Here is a 15,853-nt window from a genome sequence, read left to right on the forward strand (position 1 = left end):
TTCAAGATCCAACAAAAAAGCGCGGGGCCAAGCTCCGCGCCTTCTTCGTATTCAGGCTTCGAAAATCAGACTTTCTCGAAGATGGCGCCTTGGCGACGACGCCGGCAATGGCGCCGCCGATCAGCGGCGCGACGATGAACAGCCACAGCTGGCTGAGCGCCGCACCGCCCGAAAACAGCGCCGGCCCGATCGAACGGGCCGGATTGACCGAGGTGCCGGTGATCGGGATCATGGCGAAGTGGATGCCCGCCAGCGTCAGGCCGATGACCAGACCGGCAAACGCCGTCGAGTGCTTTTCCGCGGTGACGCCGAGGATCACGGTGACGAAGGTGAAAGTGCCGATCAGCTCCCACAGGAAGGCCGAGCTCATGCCCCATTTCGCCTCGTCCCAGCCGTTGGCGCCGAAGCCGCCGGTATGTCCACCAACCTGGCCGGAGACGATGATCCACAATGCCAGCGAGGCCAGGATGGCGCTGATGATCTGCGCGATCCAGTAGGGGACGACGTCCTTGGCCGGCAGCCGGCCGGCGAGGAAGACGCCGAGCGTCACCGCCGGATTGAGATGCGCGCCCGAGATCGGACCGATCGCATAGGCCGCCGCAATGAGGCCGATGCCGAACGCCAGACCGATGCCTTCCTGGCCGAGCGGCAGCGCGCCGCCGAAGCCGCCGGTGACCACAGCAGCCGTGCCGATGAACACCAACAGAAACGTGCCTAGAACTTCCGCCAGATAAGTCTTCATTGCCCTCACCTCGTATCGATCCGCGGCTGCGCCTTTTCTGCGATGCGAATCATGGCGGTAAGAGTATTCGCAACCGGAAAACTTGGAAAGCAGAGCGCTTGCTCCAGACGGAATGCTTGTACATGCCAGTCGCGCGCATTAGAGATCTTTGATGTATTGATCGAATTGTTTCGTTGTCGCTGGAAACGACTGCTTTTTCTGGCGGTTTGCAAGATGCAGCACATCGGGCACTCGTCGCATTCCGCGCGGGCCGTCTCGCCATCGGGCAAACGGAACTATTTCAATCTGGGCATGAAAGGCTCTAAGAGCAGGGCCGGACATGAATTGTTGAGCATCGGAAGACGAGAATGCGACTGGGCGGAAGGTTGGCGGCGGCCATCGAAGTGCTGGAAGACATTGGCCGGCGCCACCGGCCGGTGGCCGATGCGCTGAAGGATTGGGGCCTGTCGCACCGCTTCGCCGGCGGCGGCGACCGCGCGGCGATCGGCAACATCGTCTATGATGCGCTGCGCCGCAGGCGCTCGGCCGGCTGGCTGCTCGGCGAGGACACGCCGCGCGCCATCGGCTTCGGCGCGCTGCTGCTCGAATGGGGGCAGACGGCGCAGTCGCTGAACGATGCGCTCGACGGCGACAAGTTCGCGCCGCCGCTGCTCGACGCCGAGGAATTGCAGGCACTCGCCGCCCGCCGGCCCGAAGACGCGCCCGAGGCGGTGCGGGCGGATATCCCCGACTGGTGCGAGCCGCTCTTCGAACAGGCTTTTGGCGGGGCCTGGGTCGAGGAGGGGGCCGCCCTTGCCACCCGCCCGCCGCTCGACCTGCGGGTCAACACGCTGCAGGCCGATCGCGGCAAGGTGCTGGCCGAACTCGCCGACACTGGCGCCAAACCGGCGCGCATCGCGCCGCAGGGCATCCGCATCCCGCCGATCGACGGCGATGGCCGGCACCCCAACGTGCAGGCCGAACCCGCCTTCCAGAAAGGCTGGTTCGAAGTCCAGGACGAGGGCTCGCAGATCGTCGCCGCACTGGCAGGTGCGGAAGCCGGAATGCAGGTGCTCGACTATTGCGCCGGCGCCGGCGGCAAGACGCTGGCGCTGTCGGCCGAGATGGGCAATCGCGGCCAGATCTTCGCCCATGACGCCGAAAAGGCGCGGCTGGCGCCGATCTTCGACCGCATGCGCCGTTCGGAAAACCGCAACATCCAGATCGTCAGCAAGCCGGCGGAACTCTCGCCGCTGTCAGGCCATATGGATATCGTGCTCGTCGATGCGCCTTGCACCGGCAGCGGCACCTGGCGGCGGCGCCCCGATGCCAAATGGCGGCTGACGCAGAGACAGCTCGACCAGCGCAAGGGCGAGCAGTCGGTGATCCTCGACGCGGCGAAGGCCTTCGTCAAACCCGGCGGCTTGCTGGTCTACATCACCTGTTCGGTGTTCGACGCTGAAAATAGCGAACAGGTCACCGCCTTCCGCGAGCGCCACGACGGCTTCGTTCCGGTCGATCATCGGGCGCTCTGGAACGGCCATTTTCCGGGCCATGCGGCGGCCGCGCGCATCGGCGCCGTTGGCGGCATTTCGCTGTCGCCGGCACTCAGTGCCACTGACGGGTTCTACGTCTGCGCGCTGCGCCGTGCCGGCTGATTGTTTTGCCGGCCAACAGGGGCGGCTTCGGCTCCATTGGAGCGGAAGGCCGATTGCTGCAGTGCAGCATTAGCGATTGCCTGCCGCCCATGCCTCTGCGATAAGCTTTGCCCAAAGCATTGGACCCAAAAGTGGAAACCGGTTTTGGGAGAATCCAATGCTCAAACAAAAAGAAAGAGTGGCGGCTAAGTCCGCCGCTCTGGAAACAAAGGCGAAGGCCAATGGCAGCAAAGATCGTACCCGCTCCGGATTATGAGGACCGCGTGAGGACGTCTTTTGCGCGTCAGAAAGCAATGACGACCATCGGCGCCGAATTGACCCTGGTCACGCCCGGCATCATCGAAATCGAGATGCCCTATTCGGCAGCGCTCACCCAGCAGCACGGCTTTCTCCATGCCGGCGTCATTTCGACGGCGCTGGACTCGGCCTGCGGCTACGCGGCGTTTTCGCTGATGCCGGAGAATTCCACCGTGCTGACCATCGAGTTCAAGGTCAATCTGTTGGCGCCGGGCAGGGGCGAACGTTTCCTGTTCCGCGGCTCGGTGACCAAACCCGGCCGCACCATCATCGTCGCCGACGGCCAGGCCTACGCCTTCGCCTCCGACGGCGAGGCCAAGCTGATCGCCACCATGACCGGCACGATGATGACGGTGGTCGGGCGTGACGGCATTGCGGGCTGAACGATGAGCAAGGCCGTTCAGGTCGCCGGCAAGTCCGTCCTCTTCGTCATGGCGGTCGAAGCCGAGTACGGTCCGCATCTCAAGCGGCTGTTCACGCCGCTGATGACCGGCGTCGGGCCGGTCGAGGCCGGTGTCAGGCTGGGCGCTGAGTTCGCCCGGCTGAAGGCCGAAAAGGCGCTGCCGGATCTCGTCGTCTCGCTCGGCTCGGCCGGCAGCCGCACGCTCGAGCAGGCCGAAATCTACCAGGTGGTTTCGGTCGCCTATCGCGACATCGACGCCTCGCCGCTCGGCTTCGAGAAGGGCGCCACGCCGTTTCTCGACCTGCCGGTGGCCGTGCCCTTGCCGTTCAGGATTCCCGGCATAAGAGAGGCGACGCTGTCGACCGGCGGCGCGGTCATTTCCGGCGCCGCCTACGACGCCATCGCCGCCGACATGGTCGATATGGAGACCTTCGCCTGTCTGCGCGCCTGCCAGATGTTCGGCCTGCCGCTGGTCGGCCTGCGCGGCATTTCCGACGGCGCCGCCGACCTGAAGCACGTCAATGACTGGAAAGAATATCTGCACGTCATCGACGAGAAGCTGGCCGGGGCGGTCGGGCGGCTTGAGCAGGCGATCGCCTCAGATGCGCTGCAGCTTGGTTCAGAAGGCGTCTGACCGGATTGACGGTGCGGCCCCGCAACCCATTGCGCCGACTCATTTCTTTCTCTAAACGCTCGCCATGAAGACAGCCAATCACCCCGACACCGTCCTGATTGTCGATTTCGGCAGCCAGTTTACGCAGCTCATCGCCCGTCGCATCCGCGAGGCCGGCGTGTTTTCCGAGATCGTGCCGTTCCAGTCGGCCGAGGCGGCGTTCAAGCGCATCAATCCCAAGGCCGTGATCCTCTCCGGCGGCCCGGCCTCGACCTCCGACATCGGCAGCCCGCGCGCGCCGCAGATCGTCTTCGACGCCGGCGTGCCGGTGCTGGGCATCTGCTACGGCCAGATGACGCTGTGCGTGCAGATGGGCGGTGTCGCCGAAAGCTCCGATCATCGCGAATTCGGCCGCGCCTATGTCGAGATCGAGAAGGACAACCCGCTGTTCGAGGGCTTGTGGGCGCCCGGCCAGCGCCACCAGGTGTGGATGAGCCATGGCGATCGCGTCATCTCCTTGCCCAAGGGGTTCGAGGTGTTCGGCCGGTCGGAAGGCTCGCCCTTCGCCATCTTCGGCAATGTCGAACGCAAGATGTACGGCATCATGTTCCACCCCGAAGTGGTGCACACGCCGGACGGCGCAAAGCTGCTGCGGAATTTCGTACACAACATCGCCGGCATCGAAGGCGACTGGACGATGCGGGCCTATCGCGAGCACGCGGTCGAGACGATCCGCAAGCAGGTCGGCAAGGGCAAGGTCATCTGCGCGCTGTCGGGCGGCGTCGATTCCTCTGTCGCGGCCCTGCTGATCCATGAGGCGGTCGGCGACCAGCTGACCTGCATCCTCGTCGACCACGGATTGATGCGCAAGGACGAGGCCGCAGGCGTGGTGGCGATGTTTCGCCAGCACTACAATCTGCCGCTGATCCTGGTCGATGCTTCGGACCGTTTCATCTCGGCGCTGGAAGGCGAGTCGGACCCCGAGAAGAAGCGCAAGACCATCGGCCGGCTGTTCATCGAGGTGTTCGAGGAAGAGGCGCAAAAACTCGGCGGCGCCGATTTCCTGGCCCAGGGGACGCTCTATCCCGACGTCATCGAAAGCGTCTCCTTCACCGGCGGCCCATCGGTGACCATCAAGTCGCACCACAATGTCGGCGGCCTGCCCGAGCGCATGAACATGCAGCTGGTCGAGCCGCTGCGCGAGCTGTTCAAGGACGAGGTCAGGGCGCTCGGCAAGGAGCTTGGCCTGCCCGAGAGCTTCATCGGCCGCCATCCGTTCCCCGGCCCCGGTCTCGCCATCCGCTGCCCGGGCGGCATCTCTCGCGAAAAGCTGGAGATCCTGCGCGAGGCCGACGCCATCTATCTCGACGAGATCCGCAAGGCGGGCCTTTACGACGCCATCTGGCAGGCCTTCGCTGTGCTCTTGCCGGTGCAGACCGTCGGCGTGATGGGCGACGGCCGCACCTACGAGTTCGTCTGCGCCCTGCGCGCCGTGACGTCCGTCGACGGCATGACGGCGGACTTCTACCACTACGACATGGCCTTCCTGGGCGCCGCCGCCACCCGCATCATAAACGAGGTCCGCGGCATCAACCGGGTCGTCTACGACGTGACGTCGAAGCCGCCCGGCACCATCGAATGGGAATGATTCAGACCCACTCAAACGCCGCAGAAAATACGCCAATCTGCGACGTAACGTACTGAAAATAAAAATAAATCATTTCATAGACAATCAGCGACAATCGGTACGCAGAGATTGGCTGTGACGGACCGCTTGACGGACCTCCGGCATATTGCCCACTCCTATTTTTCAAAGTACCGTCACGACCAATGAGGCTCATGACGGTACTTTTTTTGCATTAAAGCATTGAAAGTATACGGGATTTTCTCCCGAGATGCCTCAAGATTGTCCTGACGGTACTTTTTAGGAGGTAGCGGGCATGTTAACGGATGTCGCCCTTAAGGCGTTGAAATCAAAACAGAAAATCTACAAAATTGCGGATCGTGACGGCATGTATGTCAAAGTCATGCCGAGTGGCGCGATCTCGTTTCTGCTGGACTACAGGCTCAATGGGCGCCGGGAAACGGTGCAACTAGGCAGATATGGACGAGACGGAATCTCGCTCGCGCTCGCTCGAGAGAGATGCCTCGACGCAAGGCGCGTCATCAGCCAGGGACGGTCGCCAGCGATAGAGAAGCAGCGCGCGAAGCGCCGCCTGAAAGAGGCGAAGAGTTTTGGCGAGTTCGGGGAGAAGTGGCTCGCTGCCGCGCCGATGGCCGACAGCACGCGCGCCATGCGGCGCTCCGTCTTTGAGCGAGAGCTTCTTCCGATCTGGCGCAATCGCCTCCTGACGGAGATCACTCCGGACGATCTAAGAGCCCACTGCGGAAGCATCGTCGAACGGGGTGCCCCGGCTACCGCTATCCACGTACGAGACATCTTGAAGCAGATTTACAGCTACGCAATCCTGCACGGGGAAAAGGTGGCCAACCCGGCGGATGAAGTCGGGCCCGCATCGATTGCCACGTTCGTGCCAAAGGACCGCTCGCTCTCGCCCTCGGAAATTCGCGTGATGCTGAAGCAGCTTGAGCACATCGCCACACTTCCCACGATCCGTTTGGGAATGCGGCTCTACCTGCTCACCATGGTGCGCAAGAGCGAGCTGCAGGACGCGGTGTGGGACGAGGTCGATTTCGAGAATGCGGTCTGGACGATCCCGAAGGAGCGGATGAAGCGGTCGAAGGCGCATAACGTCTACCTGTCACGCCAAGCGCTCGACATCATGATTGCCCTGAAGACCTGCGCGGGAAATTCCAGATACCTTCTTCCATCGCGGTATGATGCAGATGCCCCGATGTCGCGTGCCACGTTTAATCGGATCACCTACGCAGTCGTCGAACGGGCGAAGGCGAACGGACTGCCTCTGGAGCCGTTTACCGTTCATGATCTGCGGCGAACGGGCTCGACCCTGTTGAATGAGCTTGGCTTCAACAGCGATTGGATCGAGAAATGCTTGGCCCACGAGGACGGGCGCTCATCGCGAGGCGTCTACAACAAGGCCGAGTATGAGCTACAGCGCCGCCATATGATGCAAGAGTGGTCAGACATTGTTGATGCATGGGTAAACGGTAAGAAGCACATACCGGCGCTCATCCCGCCGTCGATGCCGCTCTTTGAACCCGATCCAGCACTTTGACAGGGCGGGTTTGGCGTTGGGTCACATCGGGACCGGCGGCACGCAGAATTGGCGTTGAGCGACGGGCCGCCAACCAGGCCTGAACCTCGCTCAGATCCCAAACGACGCAGCGCGGGGTCAAGGCAAAGCGTCGAGGAAATTCCCCCCGCTGCTCCATCTCGTAGATTGTGCTGTCGGCCAGAGGCACGATGTTCCGCAATTCCTTACGCCGAATGGTCCGACTCATTGTCGTGTCTTTCTTTGAAATCATGAAAACCTCCTGTCCGAGCGCTCGAAGAGTCTGGATTCAATCGATCATCAAGAAAAGGCGCATTTGGGAGGCGTCGTGGAAACGGCGAAAATTGAGTACAGATAGGACATACACGCGTCACCAAGCACCCCCGCTGCGTCCTCTTCCTGCTGGTCGAAATGCATGGACTGGCCGCGCATCAGGCGATTGCAGGAGCGGACCGCCGCGGTCGGGGACAGTCGGTCCCGCGTCCCGGCCTGCGGCCGTCGCTATGCTGACATGGGGTAATTGCGGGCGATGCTAGATTCTTCGCCGTCAATGATTCTCATGGAGGCCACCATGGACCAATTTGTTGGGTTAGACGTCTCGCAGGAGATGACCCACCTTTGCGTTATCGGCAGCGACGGTAAGCTTGTCTGGCAAGGAAAGTGCCTATCGACGCCAGGAGACATAGCCGGAAACATCAGATCCAAAGCACCCGATGTTCTGCGCATTGGGCTCGAAAGCGGTCCCCTGTCCACCTGGCACTGGCACGCGTTGAAGGCGATGGGGCTACCGGTGCTATGTCTTGATTCCCGCCATGCGCAGGCGACCATGAGTGGCCAGGTAAACAAGACCGACAAGAATGATGCATATGGATTGGCCCAGATCGTCAAGGCGGGCTGGTATCGGGAGGTCGGGGTAAAGAGTCTCGACAGCCACGCGGTTCGCTCGATGCTTGGAGCACGAGCTCAACTCGTCGGAATGCGGGTAGAGGTCACCAACCAGATCAGGGGCATTCTCAAAACTTTTGGCGTCGTTCTGTCAAGACGAACGGGCGAGCCGTTCGAACGGCTCGTGGATGAGGCGTGCGACAATAGCGACCCCATGCTCAATCAAACCGTGCGGTCGATGCCGTGCGTCCACTCCTGCCTGAAGGAGCAGATTCGGCAGCTTGACCGCCAACTGATGAGTCGTGCTCGAGGGAGTGCTGTGTGCCGGCAGCTTATGGCCATTCCTGGCGTGGGCGTCCTCACGGCCCTTGCGTTCGTGACAGCGGTCGATGATCCGTCCAAGTTTGCGAAATCCAGCAGCGTTGGCGCGTGCGTGCGGCTCGAACATGATGACATCGCGGCTCACAGACCGGTGTGCAAGCGCGAAGCCTGTCGGCATAGCGCTTGCACAAGGCTACAAGCTGACATTCTGGAAGCCGAGCGACGACGGCTCCGGTAAGGGGCATCTGACCGAAAACGAAGGAACCAGCCAAGCCGGTGTTCTCTACGAGATCAACGTAGATGATCGGGCGGACTAGGATAGCTTCGAAGGTGTTGGGAACGGCTATCGTCGCGAAGACAACTTCCCTGTTCGGCGCGCGAGCGATGGCGAGATCGTGAACGCAGTCGCCTATCTCGCAACCGATCCCGACGAGAGACGCCAGCCCTATGATTGGTATCTGGCTCTGATTGTCACGGGAGCGCGTGAACATGGGCTCGGTGACCATGTGATCGGCAGACTGATCGGCACCCCCTACAATCCCGACCCAATGCCAAGACGCAACGGAGGCTGGAGGCGATTGACCTGCTCGCGAGAGCCGGAACCGATATCGCAACCGCGCTCAGACCCCCGGACGCGCTGCCTGCCTAAATTAGCCCGAACCCGCGCGCACATTCACAACATTGAGCGACCCTCCGGGAAGAGGCCGAAGGAGTTCCGATTCGGGTTTCGTCAAATAAATCCACGCCGCCCAGTCCGGCGGCTGCAACACGACAATTTGGCGATCGTGAATGGGAGCGACGTCTGGGCCGGGTTCAGTCGTCAGCATCGTGAAGGCGGGCGGATGATTGCCCTGGCCCTCACGCCAAAGGCCCGCGATCGCCATAAAGGGGGCACTCGTCAGAGTGAACCGGTACTTGGCTTTTGGGTATTTCTTGCCAGTGAATTCGAAGAAAGCGCTTGCCGGAAGCAGGCAGCGATTGCTGTTGTCGAAGCTTCGCCCTTCTGAACGGAAGTTGAAGACTGGCCCGCCTTTGCCGGAGGGCCGAAAGCTGAAATTCATTGGAACCAGCTCGATCAGATTGCCGGCCGCGCGCATGACCGGCCCATGTCGTTGATCTTGACGTCGTCCGACTGAGGCAGGTCGAGTTCCGTCTGTTGCGTGGGTATGCCGAGCCCCAGGTCCTGCATCATCTTGCAGTATTCGGCCCAGCGGATGGGTTGTTCATAGTCGTTGCACATGACCCAGCTTAGCGACTTTTCATCGCTTTTCGAGGGCCGATCGGGCATCCCCCTGACGGGGTCGGGCTCTCGGCAAACCTGAAGCCCAGCCTGCGACGGGTCTTCACCCATACGGGCTTCCATCCCTGACGCCTGTCATGCTGGCGTTTCTTCCTGTCGCTGATGGTATCGAGACGTGGCGACGAGAGTGAGAGTGCGGACCGGGTTTGCCGTGACGGGTTGAAGGTCGGGAGACAGGCTCCTGGCGCCCGTCGCGGAGAACCGCGATGCCCAGAAACACCGCTAGCGCCCGTTCCGGCAACGACCGGCCAGGCCTCTATCAGGAAATCACCGACAAGATCATCGCCGAGTTGGAAGCCGGACGCATCCCGTGGGTGCAGCCCTGGGGCACGGCGGCGGCAAAGGCGCCGCTCGCCGTGCCGGAAAACGCGTCGACCCACCGTCGCTACTCCGGCATCAACATCCTGATCCTGTGGGGCGCGGTCATCGAGCACGGTTTCACCGGCCAGAGCTGGCTCACATTCCGCCAGGCGCTTGGGCTCGGCGGCAACGTCAGGAAGGGAGAACATGGGACGACCATCGTCTACGCCGACCGCTTCGTGCCCGACGATGAGCGCAAGCGAGTCCGTGAGAGCGGGGACGAAGCACAGGCGGTCCCATTCCTCAAACGCTTCACAGTCTTCAACGCCAATCAATGCGAGAACCTGCCGGAGGACATCGCCGCCGTCGCACCACCACCTCTCCCGGGCATGATCGAACCGCAAGCAGAGGCGCTGATCCGGGCCACCGGCGCGGATTTTCGGATCGGAGGCAGCCGCGCCTTCTACAGCCCTGCGAGCGACTTCGTGCAGGTCCCGCCGCCAGCCGCCTATTTCGAACCGATCAATTGGCACCGCACCGCATTCCATGAACTGGGGCATTGGTCGGGTCATTCCTCCCGGCTCGGCCGTGATATGGCTGGTTCCTTCGGCTCCAAATCCTACGCGCGGGAGGAACTGGTGGCAGAGATGGCAGGGGCCTTTGTCTGCGCTTCTCTCGCCATCGTGCCGACGGTGCGCCATGCCGACTACATCGGCTCGTGGCTGGCAGTCCTGCGCGAGGACAATCGCGCCATTGTCCGTGCCGCCAGCGCCGCCTCGAAGGCCGCCGAATTCATCCTCGGTTTCCAGCCTGGCGTGGATCCGCAAGCGACCGCGGCAGCAGCGAATGACAAACGGGAGGCGGCGTGATGGGCCACGCCGAACCGGAGTCCGGACCGCGCTTCGCCGGCTTCCCGGTTCGGTGGGCAGGAGAGTGAGAGGGGTGCCGGTATTTCATGACGGGTTTGGGTCGAGAGAGAGGCTCTCGGCGCCCGTCGCGGAGAAAACACCATGGCTACTACCGTTCAAAAGATCACCTTGTCGTCCTCGCGCGACATTCCTTTCAACAAGTTGGTGCTTGCCCAGACCAACGTCCGGCGCATCAAGGCCGGCGTCTCGATCGAGGATCTGGCAGCTTCGATCGCCCGCCGGGGCCTGATCCAGAGCCTCCATGTTCGTCCCGTGCTCGATGCCGGCGGCGAGGAGACGGGCATGTTCGAGGTGCCGGCCGGCGGCCGCCGCTACCGCGCTCTCGAAATGCTCGTGAACCAGAAGCGGCTTGCCAAGACCGCACCCGTTCCTTGTGTCATGGGCAGCAACGCTGTCCTGGCGGAGGAAGTTTCGCTGGCCGAGAACATCGATCGCGCTCCACTTCATCCGTTGGATGCCTATCGAGCGTTCAAGGACATGCGCGACAAAGGCATGTCGGAGGAGGAGATTGCCGCCGCTTTCTTCATCTCCGTCACCATCGTCAAGCAGCGCCTCAAGCTCATCGCCGTGTCGCCGGCGCTGCTCGATGTCTATGCCGACGACGGCATGACGATCGCCCAGCTCGAAGCGTTCTCGGTCAGTGACGATCACGCGGGACAGGAGCAAGTGTGGGAGGCGATCAAGAACAGCTGGTCGAAAGAGCCATACCAGATTCGCCGCATGTTGACGGAGAACACTGTCCGCGCTTCCGACAAGCGTTCGGTGTTCGTTGGGCTCGATGCCTATGAGGCAGCTGGCGGCCAGGTGCTGCGTGACCTCTTCCAGTCGGATGACGGCGGATGGCTCCAAGACGCGCTGCTGCTCGACCGTCTTGTCACCGAAAAGCTCCAGGTCATGGCTGACGAAATTGCCAATGAGGGCTGGAAGTGGATCGAAGTCGCGGTGAGCTTTCCCTACGGCGCCGCGAACGGCTTGCGTGAACTCGAGGGCACGCCCGTTGACTTGGCCGACGAGGAGCAGGCAACGCTCGGGGCGCTGCGTGACGAGTTCGACAAGCTGCAGGCGGAATACGAAGAGGCAGACGAGTTGCCGGATGAGATCGACCAACGGTTTGGCGAGCTTGAAGCCGCCATTCGTGCGCTAGAGGCGCGCCCCGTCCACTTCGATCCGGTCGACATTGCAAGAGCGGGTGTCTTTCTCAGCGTTGACGCGGATGGATCGCTTCTCGTCGAGCGTGGCTATGTGAAGCCGGAGGACGAAGCCTCCGTTGCGCCCGATCGCGAGAGTGACTCCGGGGCCGTGGGATCTGACGATGGGGCGACAGCGGGTGTGGTCCAGCGGGCGGTAATCACCGTGGGCGGCCAGCCAGCTCAGCCGCAGGATGATGACGAGGATGGCATCAAGCCATTGCCGGATCGCCTGATCATGGAACTGACCGCCGAGCGCACGCTGGCGCTACGCGACAAGCTCGCGAACGATCCGGCGACCGCCTACCTTGCCGTGCTCCACAAGTTCGTGCGCGACGTGTTTTCCCGCTACAGATCACAGGGTGTCGCGATGGAAGTCTCTGTCCGCGGCACGGTTTTCTCGGCCCAATCTGCCGAGCTTCGTGACACGCCTTACGCGCGCGCGATCGAAGCCCGCCACGAGGCCTGGGAGACCCGTCTGCCTGGGGGTGTCGACGACCTCTGGGATGCGCTTGCGGCGCTCACTGACGACGAGCGAGTCGCGCTTTTTGCCCATTGCGCATCCTTCGGCGTGAACGCCCTTTATGAAAAGGCCGATCGCTACGGCAACGGCGCCACCTCGGCGCATGGCGTGCGGCAGCGTCTCACTGATGCCGATCACCTGGCGCGGGTAGTCGGCCTCGACATGGTTGATGCCGGTTGGCGGCCGACGGTCGGCAACTATCTCGGACGCGTCACCAAGGCGCGGATTATCGAGGCCGTTCGCGAGGGTGAGGGAGAGCGCGCAGCCCAGCTTGTCGACCACCTCAAGAAGGACGACATGGCCAAAGAGGCGGAGCGGCTCCTCGCCGGCAGTGGCTGGCTACCTGAACCGTTGCGGCTCATCGACATCGATGTCGAGGGCGCGTCAAACGCGGACGAGGCAGACAAAGCGCTGCCCGATTTTCTCGCCGGTGACGACGAAGACAGTCGGGGCGACGAGAAGAGTGAGCAGCAACTCGACGCCGCCGAATAGCCTCGGCTTCGCTGATGATCGGGCTGCCCGGCACTCGCAAGAGCGCCGGGCATTTTTGTGTGCGGTGGTCAGAGTGAGAGTTCGGCCGCGACGGGTTTGAGCCCGTCCGGTCAGAGAGAGCGTCGGAAGGGCTTTCCCATGTCGCTCTCCCGAGGACCTTCCCGATGAATGTTTCGTTCCCGACAGCCACCGCCGACCCAGTCGCGGCAATCCACGCGGCAGCCCTGCTTGTGCTTCCCCATCTCGAACGGGGTCAACGCATCGACATAGCGCTTCTGCGCGCGGCGATGGAAGCCTCGTTCGGCGCGTCCGACGCAAGCGGCGCCTGGGATTGGAAGACCGCCTATGACGCATGCGAGGCGGCAACCGTCCTCTTCCTGCGCAAATACGGAAAATCACTTCTGTGCAAAGCCGGATCTTCGGCTCACGCCTTGCCGCTTTTTGGCAGGATCGCTGGCCTACTGCCCACGCAGACGCGCCGCTCCGAGGAAAGTCAGGCGTTGCAGCAGTTCTCGACGCCGATCCCGTTGGGCCTCGCGGCTGTCACCGCTGCCGCTATCACCGCCTCCGACCGGGTCCTGGAGCCTTCCGCCGGCACGGGCCTGCTTGCCATCCTTGCCGAGATGGCCGGCGGCTCGCTCATCCTCAACGAACTTGCCGAGGTCCGCGCCGGCCTGCTGTCCAGCCTCTTTCCGGCGCGCGCGGTGACCCGGTTCGACGCCGCGCAGATCGATGACCACCTCGATCCGGCGATCAAGCCGACTGTCGTGCTGATGAATCCGCCATTTTCCGTCCTCGCCAATGTGCAGGGTCGCGTCTCCGACGCAGCCTGTCGCCACATCGCCTCGGCGCTCGCCCGCGTTGCCGACGGCGGTCGGCTGGTCACGATCAGCGGCGCAAACTTTGGACCGGAAGCGCTTGCCTGGCGTGACGCTTTCATCCGTCTGCAGGAGCATGGCCGCGTCGTCTTCACTGCGGCTATCGGGGGCTCTGTCTACGCCAAGCATGGCACGACGATCGAGACGCGCCTGACGGTCATCGACAAGCTGGCGGCCGACGATCCGTCTCACTTTCCAGTCTCGCCCGGCCTTGCTCCGGATGTTGCAACGCTGCTCAGCTGGATAGAAGAGCGTCTTCCCGCAAGGTTGCCGATCGCCGACACGGTAAAGGTAGCTCCCATTGTTGCGATACCGCGCTCCGTGCGCGGCTATCTCGATCGCTCTACCGCTACGCCTGCTCGGCCGGCGCCTTCCGAACCGGCAGGCGTTGAACTCTCGTATGAAACGATCGACTGGGCAGCCGACGAGAGAGTGCGGCTGACTGACACGATCTATGAGCAATACAGCTTGCAGACGATCCGCATTCCAGGCTCCCAGGCGCACCCAACGACGCTTGTCCAATCCGCCGCCATGGCCTCCGTCGCGCCGCCACAGCCCAGCTATCGACCAACGCTTCGCGGCGACATCCTGACGTCACTCTCCGACGCCCAGCTCGAAACGCTGATCCTCGCCGGCGAGGCCCATTCGGGCTTTCTCGCTGGATCGTGGTTGGTCGACGATACGTTCGATATCGTCAAAGCAGCTGCCGAGGATGCGGAAGGGGCCGTGCGCTTCCGACGAGGGTTTTTCATCGGGGATGGCACGGGCGTCGGCAAGGGCCGAGAGTCGGCCAGTATCGTCCTCGACAACTGGCTGCAAGGCCGCCGCAAGGCCGTGTGGATCTCCAAGTCGGACAAGCTGCTAGAGGATGCGCAGCGCGACTGGTCGGCCCTTGGAATGGAGCGTCTGCTGGTCACTCCACTGTCGCGCTTCCCGCAAGGCCGTCCCATCACTCTGGTGGAAGGCATCCTGTTTACAACCTACGCCACGCTGCGTTCCGACGACCGTGGCGAGAAGGTTTCGCGAGTCAAGCAAATCGTCGAATGGTTGGGCCTCGATTTCGATGGAGTGCTCATTTTCGACGAGGCGCACGCGATGCAGAACGCCGGCGGCGGCAAGGGAGAACGCGGGGATGTCGCGCCCTCGCAGCAGGGCCGCGCCGGCCTGCGTCTGCAGCACGCACTGCCGAGCGCGCGTGTCGTGTATGTCTCCGCGACCGGCGCGACCACGGTCGGCAATCTGGCCTATGCGCAACGACTCGGCCTATGGGGTGGCGAAGATTTTCCGTTCTCGACCCGGGCGGAGTTCGTCGAGGCGATAGAAGCGGGTGGCGTGGCAGCCATGGAGGTGCTCGCCCGTGATCTGCGGGCACTCGGACTTTATACAGCTCGTTCGCTCTCCTTCGACGGCGTCGAGTATGAACTGCTCGAGCACGAACTGACGCCCGAGCAGCGGCGCATCTACGATGCCTATGCTGGCGCCTTTGCCGTCATTCACAACCATCTCGATGCGGCCATGCAGGCGGCTAACATCACGGGCGATAGCGGCACGCTGAACCGCCAGGCGAAGTCAGCCGCGCGCTCGGCCTTCGAGAGCGCCAAGCAGCGCTTCTTTGGTCACCTGCTGACATCGATGAAGACGCCAACGCTGATCCGCTCGATCGAGCAGGATCTCGAGGCCGGTCATTGCGCGGTCATCCAGATCGTTTCCACAGGCGAAGCGCTGATGGAGCGGCGGCTGGCAGAGATACCGACGCAGGAATGGAACGATATCCGCGTCGACATCACACCGCGTGAATATGTGCTCGACTACCTCGCCCATTCCTTCCCGGTCCAGCTCTATGAACCCTTCACGGATTCCGAGGGCAATCTGTCGTCCAGGCCGGTCTATCGTGACGGGCAGCCGGTCGAGAGCCGCGAAGCGGTCGCGCGTCGCACGGCGCTGATCGAAAAGCTTGCCAGCTTGCCGCCGGTCCCCGGTGCGCTTGACCAGATCGTCCAGCGCTTCGGTACGGAAACAGTCGCGGAGGTGACGGGGCGGTCGCGGCGCATTGTGCGGAAGGGAGACCGATTGAGGGTCGAGAGCCGCGCGGCCTCTGCAAATCTCGCCGAGACGCACCGCTATGGCGGATCCGTCGAGAACAGGGCGCGTT

At 62.8% G+C, this 15,853-nt stretch carries 10 protein-coding genes and 3 pseudogenes; 10 read left to right on the forward strand and 3 right to left on the reverse strand.

Features of this window, described 5'->3' with window-relative positions:
- Nucleotide 1 precedes the first annotated feature (1 nt).
- Complete coding sequence (locus ACSQ3Z_RS08925) at nucleotides 2–742, reverse strand: MIP/aquaporin family protein (protein WP_436170927.1); 741 nt, start codon at nucleotides 740–742, stop codon at nucleotides 2–4.
- A 347-nt stretch (nucleotides 743–1,089) separates the two neighbouring features.
- Between ACSQ3Z_RS08925 and ACSQ3Z_RS08930 the strand changes: the two genes are divergently transcribed.
- The 5 genes from ACSQ3Z_RS08930 to ACSQ3Z_RS08950 all read left to right on the forward strand — a co-directional run bounded on the left by ACSQ3Z_RS08930 (nucleotide 1,090) and on the right by ACSQ3Z_RS08950 (nucleotide 6,889).
- On the forward strand, nucleotides 1,090–2,379 hold the full coding sequence (locus ACSQ3Z_RS08930; RefSeq protein ID WP_436170928.1) for an RsmB/NOP family class I SAM-dependent RNA methyltransferase: 1,290 nt from the start codon (nucleotides 1,090–1,092) through the stop codon (nucleotides 2,377–2,379).
- Between the two features lie 221 nt (nucleotides 2,380–2,600).
- Nucleotides 2,601–3,059, forward strand: coding sequence for a PaaI family thioesterase (locus ACSQ3Z_RS08935; protein WP_436170929.1), 459 nt, complete (start codon nucleotides 2,601–2,603; stop codon nucleotides 3,057–3,059).
- A gap of 3 nt (nucleotides 3,060–3,062) precedes the next feature.
- Nucleotides 3,063–3,713: a 5'-methylthioadenosine/S-adenosylhomocysteine nucleosidase gene (locus tag ACSQ3Z_RS08940; protein ID WP_436170930.1), complete on the forward strand. Its 651-nt coding sequence runs from the start codon at nucleotides 3,063–3,065 to the stop codon at nucleotides 3,711–3,713.
- 64 nt (nucleotides 3,714–3,777) lie between these two features.
- Nucleotides 3,778–5,340 (forward strand): glutamine-hydrolyzing GMP synthase, encoded by a 1,563-nt coding sequence (gene guaA / locus ACSQ3Z_RS08945; RefSeq protein ID WP_006205021.1) that lies wholly within the window; start codon nucleotides 3,778–3,780, stop codon nucleotides 5,338–5,340.
- A 292-nt stretch (nucleotides 5,341–5,632) separates the two neighbouring features.
- Nucleotides 5,633–6,889, forward strand: coding sequence for a tyrosine-type recombinase/integrase (locus ACSQ3Z_RS08950; RefSeq protein ID WP_436170931.1), 1,257 nt, complete (start codon nucleotides 5,633–5,635; stop codon nucleotides 6,887–6,889).
- Here ACSQ3Z_RS08950 and ACSQ3Z_RS08955 read toward each other — a convergent pair.
- Nucleotides 6,843–7,139, reverse strand: a complete 297-nt coding sequence (locus ACSQ3Z_RS08955; RefSeq protein ID WP_436170932.1) for a helix-turn-helix transcriptional regulator — start codon at nucleotides 7,137–7,139, stop codon at nucleotides 6,843–6,845. The genes ACSQ3Z_RS08950 and ACSQ3Z_RS08955 overlap by 47 nt on opposite strands.
- 318 nt (nucleotides 7,140–7,457) lie before the next feature.
- Between ACSQ3Z_RS08955 and ACSQ3Z_RS08960 the strand changes: the two genes are divergently transcribed.
- Complete coding sequence (locus ACSQ3Z_RS08960) at nucleotides 7,458–8,330, forward strand: IS110 family transposase (protein WP_436170933.1); 873 nt, start codon at nucleotides 7,458–7,460, stop codon at nucleotides 8,328–8,330.
- 91 nt (nucleotides 8,331–8,421) lie between these two features.
- Nucleotides 8,422–8,586, forward strand: a pseudogene (locus ACSQ3Z_RS08965) (hypothetical protein); the annotation flags it as partial.
- 156 nt (nucleotides 8,587–8,742) lie between these two features.
- Here the strand turns inward: ACSQ3Z_RS08965 and ACSQ3Z_RS08970 are convergent.
- Nucleotides 8,743–9,332, reverse strand: a pseudogene (locus tag ACSQ3Z_RS08970) (SOS response-associated peptidase family protein).
- A gap of 266 nt (nucleotides 9,333–9,598) precedes the next feature.
- Between ACSQ3Z_RS08970 and ACSQ3Z_RS08975 the strand changes: the two are divergent.
- The 3 genes and pseudogenes from ACSQ3Z_RS08975 to ACSQ3Z_RS08985 all read left to right on the forward strand — a co-directional run.
- Entirely contained in the window at nucleotides 9,599–10,561 is a 963-nt protein-coding gene (locus ACSQ3Z_RS08975; protein ID WP_436170934.1) for an ArdC family protein, read from the forward strand.
- A 141-nt stretch (nucleotides 10,562–10,702) separates the two neighbouring features.
- On the forward strand, nucleotides 10,703–12,823 hold the full coding sequence (locus ACSQ3Z_RS08980) for a ParB/RepB/Spo0J family partition protein (RefSeq protein WP_436170935.1): 2,121 nt from the start codon (nucleotides 10,703–10,705) through the stop codon (nucleotides 12,821–12,823).
- 164 nt (nucleotides 12,824–12,987) lie between these two features.
- A pseudogene (locus tag ACSQ3Z_RS08985) lies at nucleotides 12,988–15,825 on the forward strand (strawberry notch-like NTP hydrolase domain-containing protein); the annotation flags it as partial.
- Nucleotides 15,826–15,853 lie beyond the last annotated feature (28 nt).

This window comes from Mesorhizobium sp. LjNodule214 (assembly GCF_964252735.1).
Classification (GTDB): domain Bacteria; phylum Pseudomonadota; class Alphaproteobacteria; order Rhizobiales; family Rhizobiaceae; genus Mesorhizobium.

What these genes read in the sequence shown, in the direction of transcription:
- ACSQ3Z_RS08925 (WP_436170927.1), bottom strand. Translation starts at nt 742, where the DNA reads ATGAAGACTTATCTGGCGGAAGTTCTAGGCACGTTTCTGTTGGTGTTC.
- ACSQ3Z_RS08930 (WP_436170928.1), top strand. Translation starts at nt 1,090, where the DNA reads ATGCGACTGGGCGGAAGGTTGGCGGCGGCCATCGAAGTGCTGGAAGAC.
- ACSQ3Z_RS08935 (WP_436170929.1), top strand. Translation starts at nt 2,601, where the DNA reads ATGGCAGCAAAGATCGTACCCGCTCCGGATTATGAGGACCGCGTGAGG.
- ACSQ3Z_RS08940 (WP_436170930.1), top strand. Translation starts at nt 3,063, where the DNA reads ATGAGCAAGGCCGTTCAGGTCGCCGGCAAGTCCGTCCTCTTCGTCATG.
- guaA (WP_006205021.1), top strand. Translation starts at nt 3,778, where the DNA reads ATGAAGACAGCCAATCACCCCGACACCGTCCTGATTGTCGATTTCGGC.
- ACSQ3Z_RS08950 (WP_436170931.1), top strand. Translation starts at nt 5,633, where the DNA reads ATGTTAACGGATGTCGCCCTTAAGGCGTTGAAATCAAAACAGAAAATC.
- ACSQ3Z_RS08955 (WP_436170932.1), bottom strand. Translation starts at nt 7,139, where the DNA reads ATGATTTCAAAGAAAGACACGACAATGAGTCGGACCATTCGGCGTAAG.
- ACSQ3Z_RS08960 (WP_436170933.1), top strand. Translation starts at nt 7,458, where the DNA reads ATGGACCAATTTGTTGGGTTAGACGTCTCGCAGGAGATGACCCACCTT.
- ACSQ3Z_RS08975 (WP_436170934.1), top strand. Translation starts at nt 9,599, where the DNA reads ATGCCCAGAAACACCGCTAGCGCCCGTTCCGGCAACGACCGGCCAGGC.
- ACSQ3Z_RS08980 (WP_436170935.1), top strand. Translation starts at nt 10,703, where the DNA reads ATGGCTACTACCGTTCAAAAGATCACCTTGTCGTCCTCGCGCGACATT.